This is a genomic window from Pseudoduganella sp. jia 12 (assembly GCF_055502675.1).
Map to the genome: position 1 here is coordinate 248,909 of NZ_JBUXKP010000007.1, position 11,634 is coordinate 260,542.

The 11,634-nt window shown below is 64.2% G+C and carries 12 protein-coding genes; 3 read left to right on the forward strand and 9 right to left on the reverse strand.

The window, feature by feature from the left end; genetic code table 11:
* The first annotated feature begins 26 nt into the window (after nt 1-26).
* From hprK to rapZ, 3 genes are all read left to right on the forward strand, one after another.
* Nucleotides 27-962, forward strand: a complete 936-nt coding sequence (gene hprK, locus ACY65G_RS17465) for an HPr(Ser) kinase/phosphatase (protein ID WP_130186459.1) — start codon at nt 27-29, stop codon at nt 960-962.
* Between the two features lie 344 nt (nt 963-1,306).
* On the forward strand, nt 1,307-2,560 hold the full coding sequence (locus tag ACY65G_RS17470; protein WP_464998590.1) for a cation:proton antiporter: 1,254 nt from the start codon (nt 1,307-1,309) through the stop codon (nt 2,558-2,560).
* Between the two features lie 53 nt (nt 2,561-2,613).
* Entirely contained in the window at nt 2,614-3,477 is an 864-nt protein-coding gene (rapZ, locus tag ACY65G_RS17475; protein ID WP_464998591.1) for an RNase adapter RapZ, read from the forward strand.
* A gap of 242 nt (nt 3,478-3,719) precedes the next feature.
* Here the strand turns inward: rapZ and ACY65G_RS17480 are convergent, their stop codons facing one another.
* The 9 genes from ACY65G_RS17480 to ACY65G_RS17520 form a co-directional block, all read right to left on the reverse strand.
* Nucleotides 3,720-4,703: an amidohydrolase family protein gene (locus tag ACY65G_RS17480; RefSeq protein ID WP_464998592.1), complete on the reverse strand. Its 984-nt coding sequence runs from the start codon at nt 4,701-4,703 to the stop codon at nt 3,720-3,722.
* Nucleotides 4,704-4,710: 7 nt separating this feature from the next.
* Nucleotides 4,711-5,793 carry an enoyl-CoA hydratase/isomerase family protein gene (locus ACY65G_RS17485; protein ID WP_464998593.1) on the reverse strand — a complete coding sequence of 361 codons (1,083 nt, stop codon included), beginning with the start codon at nt 5,791-5,793 and terminating at the stop codon, nt 4,711-4,713.
* Between the two features lie 206 nt (nt 5,794-5,999).
* A complete protein-coding gene (gene hpf, locus ACY65G_RS17490; RefSeq protein ID WP_464998594.1) occupies nt 6,000-6,356 on the reverse strand; it encodes a ribosome hibernation-promoting factor, HPF/YfiA family in 357 nt (118 codons plus the stop codon).
* 91 nt (nt 6,357-6,447) lie between these two features.
* Nucleotides 6,448-7,923: an RNA polymerase factor sigma-54 gene (locus ACY65G_RS17495; protein ID WP_464998595.1), complete on the reverse strand. Its 1,476-nt coding sequence runs from the start codon at nt 7,921-7,923 to the stop codon at nt 6,448-6,450.
* Nucleotides 7,924-7,996: 73 nt separating this feature from the next.
* The gene (lptB, locus tag ACY65G_RS17500) at nt 7,997-8,758 is read right to left on the reverse strand and encodes an LPS export ABC transporter ATP-binding protein (RefSeq protein WP_464998596.1); all 762 of its coding nucleotides are present in this window, start codon (nt 8,756-8,758) and stop codon (nt 7,997-7,999) included.
* Nucleotides 8,759-9,352, reverse strand: a complete 594-nt coding sequence (gene lptA, locus ACY65G_RS17505) for a lipopolysaccharide transport periplasmic protein LptA (RefSeq protein WP_464998597.1) — start codon at nt 9,350-9,352, stop codon at nt 8,759-8,761.
* A 31-nt stretch (nt 9,353-9,383) separates the two neighbouring features.
* Nucleotides 9,384-9,977, reverse strand: a complete 594-nt coding sequence (gene lptC / locus ACY65G_RS17510; RefSeq protein ID WP_464998598.1) for an LPS export ABC transporter periplasmic protein LptC — start codon at nt 9,975-9,977, stop codon at nt 9,384-9,386.
* Between the two features lie 42 nt (nt 9,978-10,019).
* Complete coding sequence (locus tag ACY65G_RS17515) at nt 10,020-10,559, reverse strand: KdsC family phosphatase (RefSeq protein WP_464998599.1); 540 nt, start codon at nt 10,557-10,559, stop codon at nt 10,020-10,022.
* Nucleotides 10,559-11,581 (reverse strand): KpsF/GutQ family sugar-phosphate isomerase, encoded by a 1,023-nt coding sequence (locus ACY65G_RS17520; protein ID WP_464998600.1) that lies wholly within the window; start codon nt 11,579-11,581, stop codon nt 10,559-10,561. Before ACY65G_RS17520 ends, ACY65G_RS17515 begins: the two co-directional genes overlap by 1 nt.
* Nucleotides 11,582-11,634: the final 53 nt, after the last annotated feature.

An 11,634-nucleotide genomic window follows, 5' to 3' on the forward strand; every position in this document is an offset into this window, starting at 1 on the left:
GACCTACTCCACAATAAAAAAAGCCCATGCTGCAAAATCCCCTGACGATCCAGCGCCTGTATGACGACAATCGGGAATCTTTGCAACTGGGCTGGTTTGCCGGCTTTCCCGGCGGCGAACGCACGATTTCCGGCGACGCGGCCTCGGCCGCCGACCAGGTGGGCCACCTCAACACGATCCACCCGGGCCGCATCCAGGTGTTTGGCCACCAGGAAATCAATTATTACCACCGCCTGAAGGCGCTCACGCGCGCGCATGTCATCGGCGAATTGATCGCCGGCGGCCCGCCGGCACTGATCGTCGCACAAGGGCTGGAAACGCCGCCCGACATCCTCGCGATCTGCGACGAGAAAAACATTCCGCTGTTTTCCACGCCACTGCCGGCGGCGCAGGTGATCGACTTCCTGCGCGTGTACCTGTCGAAAAAGCTGGCGCAACGCATCATCATGCACGGCGTGTTCATGGACGTTCTCGGTGTCGGCGTGCTGATCACGGGCGACTCCGGGCTCGGCAAGAGCGAACTCGGGCTGGAACTGATCTCGCGCAGCCATGGCCTGGTGGCCGACGATGCCGTGGAATTTTCGCGCATTGCCCCGAACATGATCGAAGGCCGCTGCCCGCCCCTGCTGCAGAACCTGCTCGAGGTGCGCGGGCTGGGGCTGCTGGACATCAAGGCGATCTTCGGCGAGACCGCGGTGCGCCGCAAGATGCGGCTGAAACTGATCGTCCACCTGGTGCGCCGCTCCGCGCTCGAGGAAGAAGTCGAACGCCTGCCCTTCCAGTTCCCCACCGAAGACGTGCTCGGCCTGCCGATCCGCAAGGTCGTGATCCCCGTGGCCGCCGGCCGCAACATCGCGGTGCTGCTGGAAGCCGCCGTGCGCAATACCATCCTGCAACTGCGCGGGATCGATACGCTGCAGGAGTTCATGGAACGGCAGCGTCAGGCAATGAGCGGCGACTGAAGTCGCCCCTCATTGCAATGCTGCTGAGGAGAGCTGCCTTGCAATGCAGCTCCGCTTCGGTGGCGCCGAGCCGTGCTCGTCGAATTCCCACCTTCGCCAACGGCAGGCGATGAGCGGGGACTAGAGTCCCCTCCATCGCAACGTTGCCAAGGAGTGCTCGCTTGCAAGCGAGCACCGTTCCGCAGCACCGAGCATGCTCGGCGAAACCCTGCTCCACTCCCTGCTCCACTCCCACCTTCGCCAACGGCAGGCAATGAGCGGCGACTGAAGTCTCTGCAACTCATCGCTGGCGCCACGCCAGGACGTGAGCCGGTAGTATCCCGGTTTGAGTTCCGGTATCACACATGGCGACTTACCAGTGGTTCGTGCTGATCGGCTGCCTGATGCTGGCCCGCGGCCTGTGGGGCACACCGATCGCCCATCTCCCGTTCACGTCCGCGATGATCTACCTCGCCGTTGGCCTGGTGGTGGGACCGTTCGGCCTGGGCATCTTTTCGTTCGACCTGGTCAAGGAAGCGCCGCTGCTCGAGGTGCTGACGGAAGTGGCCGTGCTGATTTCACTCTTCTCGGCGGGAATCAAGATGCCCGTGCCCGTCACGATCCAGCGCTGGTTGCCGCCTATCCGCCTGGCGTGGCTGGCGATGGCGATTTCCGTACTCCTGATGACGCTGTTCTGCTATTACGTGCTGGATTTGCCGCTGGGCGCCGGTGTGCTCCTTGGCGCGATCCTGGCGCCGACCGATCCCGTGCTGGCCAGCGATGTACAGCTCCGCCATGCCGGCGACAAGGATCCGGTGCGCTTCGCGCTGAGTTCCGAGGCGGGCATGAACGATGGCAGCGCGTTCCCGTTCGTGATGCTGGGGCTGGGCCTGCTTGGCCTGCACGACCTGGGGCAGCATGGCCTGCACTGGCTCGGCGTCGAACTCCTGTGGGGCACCATCGGCGGCCTGGCGATCGGCAGCGCATGCGGTGCCGGACTGGCCCGGATGAGCCATGCGCTGCGCCAGTACCGGCCGCAGCACGAGGTGCTCGATGACCTGATGGGCCTGGGCCTGATTGCCGTTTCCTACGGCTTGACGGTGTCGGTCGACGCGTGGGGCTTCCTCGCCGTGTTCGCGGCGGGCGTCGCCCTGCGCCAGACCGAGCTGACGCTGGCGGCACGCAGCGGCAAGGCCATCCTCACCGACAAGGGCGTGGAACCGGTGCAGGACACCATTTCCGCCAATTCGCTGCTGTTCAAGGAACACCTGGAACGGCTGTCGGAACTGACGCTGGTATTGCTGCTGGGCGGTGCCTTGGTGGTATGGATCGACGACTGGCGCGGCTGGGCCACCGCGCTGTTCCTGTTCTTCGTTGCCCGGCCCCTCAGCGTGCTGCTCGCGCTGGGCCGCGGCAGCACACAGGCACGCGTGATCATCGCCTGGTTCGGCGTGCGCGGCATCGGCTCGCTGTACTACCTGATGTATGCGATCAACCATGGCTTGCCGGAGCCGCTGGCACGCAGCCTGACCGGCATCACCGTTGCCGTCATCTTGCTGTCGATCGTCATGCACGGTACCAGCGTGACGCCGCTGCTCGACCGTTTCTGGCGGCGCTGAACGCGGGATCATGCCCACATCGTTTCGCGTGTCTTTTCATGTATCATGCGCGCATGCGCATCGTCCTCATTACCGGTATTTCCGGCTCGGGCAAATCGGTGGCCCTGAACGTTCTCGAAGACACCGGCTATTATTGTGTAGATAACCTGCCGCCAGCCTTGCTGGCCAACCTCGTTGCCACGCTGGCCGAGGAAGGCACCGACGCGCTGGCCGTGGCGGTGGACGCCCGCAGCGCCGCCTCCCTGGCCAGTCTGCCAAGCGACGTTCGCAAGCTGCGCGAGCTGGGGCATGACGTGAAGATCATGTTCCTCACGGCGAACACCCATTCGCTGGTGGCGCGTTTTTCGGAAACGCGCCGCAGCCACCCGCTGTCGCACGAGCTGCATCCCGGCCAGAATCCGGCGGCGCGGCGCACGCTGATCGAATGTATCGGCGAAGAGCGCGAGCGCCTGTCCGCGATCGAGCAGCTGGGCCACGTGATCGACACGTCGGAAATTTCCGCCAACAAGCTGCGCGCCTGGATCAAGGAACTGGTCGAGAGCGAGAACGCACCGCTGACGCTGTTCTTCGAATCGTTCGCCTTCAAGGTGGGCGTGCCGCAGGATGCCGACTTCGTGTTCGACGTGCGCGCCATTCCGAACCCGTATTACGACCTGGCGCTGCGCCCGTTGAACGGCCGCGACGCTCCCGTGATCGCCTTCCTCGACGCGCAACCGAGCGCCGAAGAGATGTTCGGCGACATTCGCGCATTCATCGAAAAATGGCTGCCGGCATTCAAGACCGACAACCGCAGCTACCTGACGGTCGCCATCGGCTGCACGGGCGGGCAGCACCGTTCGGTGTACATGGCCGAGCGGCTCGCTCGCTATTTCGATAGCGCCGAGCGTGTCGTCCTTCGGCACCGGGAACAACACTAGTGCGGTGCAAGGAGTGTGCGCTTGCAAGCGCACACCGCTGCGCCAGCGACGAGCGGTGCTCGTCGAATGCCTGGCTACGCCACCGGGAACAACACTAGTGCGGTGCAAGGAGTGTGCGCTTGCAAGCGCACACCGCTACGCAGGCGTGGGGCAGTGCCCCACGAATGCCCTGCTCCGCCATCGCGAACAACACTAGCCAGGCGATGCAAAGGAGTGTGCGCTTGCAAGCGCACACCGCCCATTTACCTCATGTAAGGCGCCACGTTCCCCGCGATCCGCTTGAACTCCGCCTCCGTGAGGGGCAGCTGCCGGAAAGCGGCCCAGCTTTCGCGCGGCCGCAGGTTCTTGCCGGCGGCGGCGTCCGAGCCGAACAGGATGCGGTCGGCGCCGATCTGCCGGATGCGCTGCGCCAGCTTTTCCCGCTGTTGCGGCGTGATGTCGGGATTGGCCATGGTGGCCGCATCGAACCACAGGCGTTTCGTGCCGGGGGCGTGTGCCGCCACCGCTTCGGCCAGCACGCCCAGCGCCTCGTCGGATGGCGCATCGCCATATCCCGGCCCCGTGCCGGCCAGGTGCGCAACCTGCACCGTCACGTCCGGCGCGGCAGGCAGCAGCTGCTCGAGGAAGATGCGGGCCTGGGTGGCGCCATATGGCCGGCGCTTCGATACCGATGCGCGCATGTGCACCACGATCGCCATTTTCCTGGCATTGGCCGCCGCGAAGACCTGCCGCAGCCGCGCCGCATGCTCGGGCAATTCCAGCTGCACGTCCGAGTTCCCGAAGTGCAGCTTCAGGCCATGCTTCAGGTCGGGAAGCGCCGCGCAACGCTCCAGTTCCTCCAGGGCGTAATCCTTCAGCGGATTGACGCTGCAAAAGGCCCGCAGCCGGCCCGGATACAGCGCGGCCTGCGCGCCGTTGAAGTCGTTCTCGGCGCGCACCTTCGCATACTCTTCGTCGATCTTGCGGGCGGGACTGCCCCACACGTAGGCAACGGACAGCAGCACGGCGCGCCGGATACCGGCCGCATCGAGCAGCGCAACCAGGTCCTTCGCCGTGATGACGGGCGGCCCGCCGGCTCCGCTGTCGAGCAGCCGCGCCATTGCCGGACTGAACAGGTGCTGGTGGTGGTCCACCAGCGGCACGATGTCGGCGACCGCCGTATCGTCGGCCCGGGCCGGCAATGCCAGGGCGGCAGCGGAGAAAGTCAGGAAAGCACGGCGGTCCATGGTGGCCTCACAGGTGGCGCAGCGGATGGGCCCAGGCGGGCCATGCGGGTTCGAAGAAGCGCGCCACCATGTCGTCCGTCACGCCATCGAGCGTTGGCGGATTCCAGCGTGGCGCATTGTCCTTGTCGATCGCCAGCGCGCGCACGCCCTCGATCACCTCGCCATGCTCGAAGGTCCGGCGCACCAGGTTGCGCTCCATCCGCAGGCAATCGGCAACGCCCATCGTGGCACCGCGCCGCATCATCTCGAACGTCACGCACATCATCAGCGGCGAACGGCGCTCCATCGCGGCCAGCGTTTTCTGCGCGAACGGATGATCGTCGCGGCGCAGGGAGGCCACGATGTCGGCGACCGAGCGCTGGGTGAAATGGTCGTCGATCAGCGCGCGGTGCGCCTGCAGTTCGGAAGGCCCCGCTTCATGGCGCAGCGAGCGGCCGAACATTCCCACCGCCTCGCGCAGCCCCGCTCCGGCCGTGGAGCCGACCAGGTCGGCCAGTTGCGGCAATTCGGCCGCGGGCACGTAGTGGTCGGCCAGCCCGCAATACATCGCGTCGGCCGCACCGATCGTCAGCGCCGTCAGTGCCAGGTACACGCCCAGCCTGCCTGGCGCGTGGGACAGGAAATAACTGCCACCCACGTCGGGGAACAGGCCGATGTTCACCTCGGGCATCGCCAGCCGTGTGCGGTCGGTCACCACGCGCACGCTGCTGTGCGGACCGCCCTGGGCAATGCCCATGCCGCCGCCCATCACCACGCCATCCATCAAGGCCACGTAGGGCTTGGTAAAGCAATGCACGAGGTAGTTCAGCGCGTATTCCTCGGTGAAGAAATCCTCGATCTGCGCACTGCCGCCCTGCGGCGTCGCTGTGCCGGCGGCATGGAAGAAGCGGATGTCGCCACCGGCGCACAGCGCCTTCTCGGTGGTGCTGCGGACGACGACGGCGGCGATGTCGCCGTCGTCGCGCCAGGCCAGCAGCGTGCCGGTAATCGCGCGGATCATGTCGAGCGACAATGAATTCAATGCCCTGGGCCGGTCGAGCGTGATGAAGCCGGTGCCATTGCGCACCTTGGTATGGACGTGGTCGGTCATGGTGTCTCGCATCGTTGTCGTTATTGGCCTCATTCTAGCCATGGATGCGGATGATGTGGCGTAAAAGGTGAACTGAAGGTGAACTGAAGGTGAACTGCGGCGAACTGCAGTGAACTGCGGGAATACGGTGGGGTGCGGACGTAACAAAGGGCGCATTGCGCGCCCTTCTGTTGCTGCAGCCAAAGGGCTGCGACCTGCATCCGGCGTTATGCGGGTGACGCGGGAATCTCGATCTCGCTCAGGTGCTTGATGGTTTCATGATTATGGTTCTGCACTTTATCCTTGTGCTTCATGACCTGGCGATCCAGCTTGTCGATCAGCGAGTCGATGGCCGCATACAGGTCCTGCGCGACGCTTTCGACAAACACGGTCTTGCCCGACATGCGCAGGTTGATTTCCGCCTTCTGCCTTTTTTCTTTCTCGGTGAGATTATCTACACTCAGGATCACACTTACATCGATCAGCTGATCGAAATGCCGTCTAACGCGTTCCAGCTTGCTCTGCACATACTCGCGAATGGCAGGGGTTACGTCGATATGGTGTCCACTGATGGTCAGATTCATACACACACTCCTAAAGAAGATCAATCCAGGTTCGTGCAGCTTCCGCCATCGAAATGCGGCGGCGCAGAGGAACCCATACACTACAGATTGCTTACAAGGACTTGCGGAGGCTGACTGGGGGAATTTTCAATGCTTCGCGATATTTGGCAACAGTGCGTCGCGCAATCACCATGCCTTGTTCACCCAGCATGTCCGCAATCTTACTGTCGGATAAAGGGTTCTTCGGGTCTTCGGCTCCTGTGAATTGCACGATCAGCGCCCGGATCGCAGTCGAGGAAGCTTCCCCACCAGCTTCGGTTGCGACGTGGCTGCCAAAAAAATACTTCAACTCAAACATGCCGTGCGGGGTGAGCATATATTTTTGAGTTGTTACCCGAGAGATAGTACTCTCGTGCAGACCCAGTGTATCAGCTATTTCACGCAACACAAGGGGCCTCATTGCCACAGCGCCATGCGAGAAAAAGTTCTTCTGCCGCTCGACGATGGCCTGGGCCACGCGGAGAATCGTGTCGAAGCGCTGGCGCATATTCTTGATCAGCCACTTTGCTTCCTGCAGCTGGGCATTCATCTGCGTTTCGCCCTTGCCCTGCTTGAGCAGGCTGGCATACAGCGCGTTTACGCGCAGGCGTGGCATCACGTCGTTGTTCAGCGTGACCACCCAGCCGCTGCGGCCTTTCCTGACCACGACATCCGGTACGACATAGTCTGACACGTCGGCCGCGAAGGCGGCGCCCGGATGCGGATTGCATTGCCGAATGACGGCTTGTGCCTCGCGCAAGTCTTCGTCGTCGCAATCGAGTGCCTTCTTCAGCTTGTTGAAGTCGCGCTGCGCGAACCACTGCAAGTGCTTTTCAACGATGCACAGCGCCATCCGCCGCGTGACCATCGGCACGCCAGGCATGCGCCGGATCTGCAGCGCCAGGCATTCGGAAGCGTTGCGCGCACCGATGCCCGCCGGGTCGAAGCTCTGCAGCAGCTTCAGCGCGGTGCGCAATTCGTCGAACTCGATCTCCAGCTCTTCCGGCATGCGTGCATGGATGTCTTCCAGGCTCTCTTCGAGATAACCGTTATCGTCGAGCGCATCGATGATCAGCTCCACCAGGGCCCGGTCGCGCGGCTCCAGCACCGTCACGCGCATCTGCTCCATCAGGTGTTCGCGCAGGCTGCGGTGGCTGGCCTCGAGCTGCGGGCGGCCGTCGTCATCGTCCGGTCCCTTGCCGCTGCCCGCACTGCTCCAGTCGGTATCGCCGGCGCCAGGGTCGAGGCCTTCGCCCTCGCCACCTTCGAACGGCTCGGGCTCCGGCGCCGCCGGCGCATCCTGCGGCGGACCGCCTTCGGGAGGCGCCTCTCCGGGCGCCTGCGTGGTGTTGATCGCCCCATCGCCCAGCAGGCGCACGGAACGGTCGAGCGGATCGTCGAGCCGCTCGAGCAGCGGGTTATCGGTCAGCAGCTGTTCCAGTTCCTGGTGCAGCTCCAGCGTGGACAATTGCAGCAGCCGGATCGACTGCTGCAATTGCGGCGTCAACGCGAGGTGCTGGGAAGTACGCAGTTGCAAAGACTGTTTCATGGCTGGTTCATGGCTGCTGGTTCATGGCTGCTGGTCATGTCTCATTATCGGTGGAACAACGCGGTCCAAGTGCTTACATGCGGAAATGTTCACCAAGATAGACACGGCGCACGGACTCGTCGGCGATGATGTCGTCGGGCCGGCCGGAGGCCAGCACGCTGCCCTGATTGATGATATACGCCCGGTCGCAGATGCCCAGCGTTTCACGCACGTTATGATCCGTGATCAACACGCCGATGCTGCGTTCCTTCAGGAAGCGCACGATGCGCTGGATCTCGATCACGGCGATCGGGTCGACACCGGCAAACGGCTCGTCCAGCAGCACGAAGCGGGGATTGGTCGCCAGCGCGCGGGCGATCTCCACGCGGCGGCGTTCGCCACCGGACAGCGACAGCGCCGTGTTCTCGCGCAGCTTCTCGATCTGCAGGTCGGCCAGCAGCGCATTCAGCCGCTCGTCGATCTCGGCCTTGCCGAGCGCCTTGCCGTCCACCTTCTGCAGCTCCAGCACGGCGCGGATGTTTTCTTCCACGGTCAGCTTGCGGAACACCGACGCTTCCTGCGGCAGGTACGACAGGCCGAGGGTGGCGCGCTTGTGGATCGGCAGGCTGGAGATGTCGGTACCGTCGAGGTCGATAGTGCCGGCATCCGACGCCACCAGGCCCACGATCATGTAGAACGACGTGGTCTTGCCGGCCCCGTTCGGGCCCAGCAGCCCCACCACTTCGCCGCATGCCACCTGCAACGACACGTCATGCACCACCTGGCGCTTGCCGTAGCTCTTTTGCAGCCCGCGCACGATCAGCGTGCTGCTGCAGTCTTGCTGCTCCCGCGCCATTTAATTCCCCGCTGCCGGCACGGCCGGCGGTTGGGTGGATGGCGCCTCGGAAGACGCTGGAGGCGCGGTGCGCTTCGGCTGGATCACCATCGTGCCGCGGCCGGCGCCCGGCTTGTCGGTGCCCGTGCTGGAATTGCGCACGCTGAAGAACTCGCGGCGGCTGTCGTAGGAAATGAACTCGCCTTCCACCTCGTCGCTCGGCTTCGAACCTTCGAGGCGGCGGATCTTGGCCTTCGAATACATCTTCACCAGTTCGGCCTTTTCGTCGTATTCGATGCGGTCGGCCTCGCCTTCCATCCACTGGTCGCCCTCGCCGTCGCGCTTCTGGCGGAACGCGACCTTCTTGCCGCCGCCCGTCAGCGTGGCGAGCTGGTAGCCGTCCGGCGTGTAGGTGACCACCGCCTTGTCGGCCTTCATGCGCAGCGTGCCGCGCGTCAGCGTGACGTCGCCGGTAAACGTGTAGACCTGCTTCACGTCGTCCGCGTCGAGGCGGCCATAGTTGATCTCGGTGGGCTTGTACGAATCTGCCTTCTCGGCGGCGGCATAGCCCGCCGCGCCCAGCAGCAGCAACGCCGACAATATGAGTCTCTTCATCTTCGATTCCTATCTGCGATTCTTGTTTGCTTCACTGCCGCGGGCGGGGCGGATACACGATGGTGCCCTGGCCCAGCTGCACCTGGCGCGTGGCATTGTTGGCCTTCATGCCAATGCCGGTCGCGGTGGCGCCGCCACTCTGCATGCGCACCGGCAGGTCGGTTTCCATGCGGTCCTCGTCCGGGTACATCGTCAGCTTCTCGGTGGCCAGGTGCATGTCCCGCGCGGCGGGCGACGCGGCCCGGTGGATGTTGACGTTCTTCGTCAGCGTCACGCGCGTGTTGTCCTGGTCGACCCGCGCATGCTCGGCGCGAATGTCCATCGGCGGCTTGTCGCCGGAAAGGCTGCGCACCACCGGCTTGTCGATCTCGGACGAATCGTCGGACGGCCGGTGCGTCAGCTTGTCGCCCGAGATGATGTAGCTGGGCTGCCCCGTTTCCGACATGCGCACGAACGAAAAGCGTTCCACGATGTAGTCGGGCTCGTCGACCTTGATGCCGGCTTCCATTTCCTCGCCGGCGCGGTTCATCAGCTCGAGCAGCCAGAACGAGCCCAGCGCGCCGAGCAGCGCGAGGACCATGCCGATCGACAGCCGGTAGCGGTGTGCCGTTCGCTGGTTACGCATCCTGTCTCCCTGTCATTTCCACACCCGCCTCCCGGTCCACGTTCAGGCCAGGAACTGGGCCATGACGCGGTCGTAACTGCCATGCGCCCGCAGCACGAATTCGCACACTTCGCGCACCGCGCCGTGGCCGCCACGGTGCTGCGTCACGTGGTGCACCCGCGTCAGCACTTCCGGCCGCGCATTCGGCACGGCCACCGCGAAACCGACGCGCGACAGGATCGGGATATCGACCACGTCGTCGCCGATGAAGGCCACCTGTTCCTCGGAAAGGTTCAGCTGCTCCAGCAGCGCCTTGAACGGCGTGAGCTTGTCATGGCCGCCCTGGTGCACGAACTCGATCGCCAGGTCCCTGGCGCGGGCCGTCACCTGCGGCGAACGGCGCGCGCTGATGATGCCGGTGAGTACGCCCGATTCCTGCAGCAGCTTGATGCCCAGGCCATCCTGCACGTTGAACGTCTTGAATGCCTCGCCTTCGGCACCGTAGTGCAGGCCGCCATCGGTCAGCACGCCGTCGACGTCGAAGATGAACAGCTTGACCTTCGCGGCCCGCTCGACGATAGCCACGTCATATTCGATACTCATCAGATCACCTTTGCCCGGGTCAGGTCATGGATGTGCAGCGCGCCGACCAGCGTGCCCGCGTCGTCGACCACCAGCATCTGGTTGATGCGGTGCTCTTCCATCACGGCCACGGCATCGACAGCCAGTTTATCCGGCCCGATGGTACGCGGATTCGCATGCATCACGTCGCCGATGACGACCTTGCCGAAATCCTGCACCCTGTCGATCAGGCGGCGCAGGTCGCCGTCCGTGAACACGCCCACGGGCCGGTACTGCGCATCGACCACCGCCGTCATGCCCATGCCTTTTTGCGTGATCTGCATCAGCGCATCCGGCAGCCGGGTATCGGCCGTCACGGCGGGAATCGCATCCCCGTGGCGCATGATGTCGCGCACGTGCGTCAGCAGGCGGCGGCCCAGCGCGCCACCCGGGTGCGAACGGGCGAAATCCTCTTCCTTGAAGCCGCGCAGGTCCAGCAGCGCGACGGCGATCGCATCGCCCAGCGCCAGTGTCACGGTCGTCGACGCCGTCGGCGCCAGGTTCATCGGGCAGGCTTCCTTGGCCACCGACACGTCCAGGTGCACGTCCGCCAGCTTCGCCAGGCTCGACTCCGGCTTGCCCGTCATCGAGATCACCATGCCGCCCATGCGCTTGACCACGGGCAGGATCGCCATCAGCTCGGTGCTTTCGCCCGAATACGAAATGGCGATGAACGCGTCGTCCGGCGTCACCATGCCCAGGTCGCCGTGCGCGGCTTCGGCCGGGTGCACGAACAGGGCCGGCGTGCCGGTGGAAGCCAGCGTGGCGGCGATCTTGCGTCCGATATGGCCGGATTTGCCAATGCCGGACACGACAACGCGGCCCTTGCAGTTCAGCAGCAGCGAGACGGCTTTCCCCACGCTCTCATCCGTTGCCAGGCGGTCATGCAGCGCGATCAGCGCGTCGGCCTCGATTTGCAGGGCTTCGCGCGCCAGCGCCAGCGCCCGGCTTGCGGTTGTTGCATCAAAAGCTTTCAGCATTGTTTTTTCATGGGTTACACTCATGGCCGAAAGTATAGCCGAATTGGGAAAGCAAAAAACTTGCCAGATGTTACAAA

Coding starts and splice junctions, on each gene's coding strand:
- hprK (WP_130186459.1), top strand. CDS start 27: ATGCTGCAAAATCCCCTGACGATCCAGCGCCTGTATGACGACAATCGG.
- ACY65G_RS17470 (WP_464998590.1), top strand. CDS start 1,307: ATGGCGACTTACCAGTGGTTCGTGCTGATCGGCTGCCTGATGCTGGCC.
- rapZ (WP_464998591.1), top strand. CDS start 2,614: ATGCGCATCGTCCTCATTACCGGTATTTCCGGCTCGGGCAAATCGGTG.
- ACY65G_RS17480 (WP_464998592.1), bottom strand. CDS start 4,703: ATGGACCGCCGTGCTTTCCTGACTTTCTCCGCTGCCGCCCTGGCATTG.
- ACY65G_RS17485 (WP_464998593.1), bottom strand. CDS start 5,793: ATGACCGACCACGTCCATACCAAGGTGCGCAATGGCACCGGCTTCATC.
- hpf (WP_464998594.1), bottom strand. CDS start 6,356: ATGAATCTGACCATCAGTGGACACCATATCGACGTAACCCCTGCCATT.
- ACY65G_RS17495 (WP_464998595.1), bottom strand. CDS start 7,923: ATGAAACAGTCTTTGCAACTGCGTACTTCCCAGCACCTCGCGTTGACG.
- lptB (WP_464998596.1), bottom strand. CDS start 8,758: ATGGCGCGGGAGCAGCAAGACTGCAGCAGCACGCTGATCGTGCGCGGG.
- lptA (WP_464998597.1), bottom strand. CDS start 9,352: ATGAAGAGACTCATATTGTCGGCGTTGCTGCTGCTGGGCGCGGCGGGC.
- lptC (WP_464998598.1), bottom strand. CDS start 9,977: ATGCGTAACCAGCGAACGGCACACCGCTACCGGCTGTCGATCGGCATG.
- ACY65G_RS17515 (WP_464998599.1), bottom strand. CDS start 10,559: ATGAGTATCGAATATGACGTGGCTATCGTCGAGCGGGCCGCGAAGGTC.
- ACY65G_RS17520 (WP_464998600.1), bottom strand. CDS start 11,581: ATGAGTGTAACCCATGAAAAAACAATGCTGAAAGCTTTTGATGCAACA.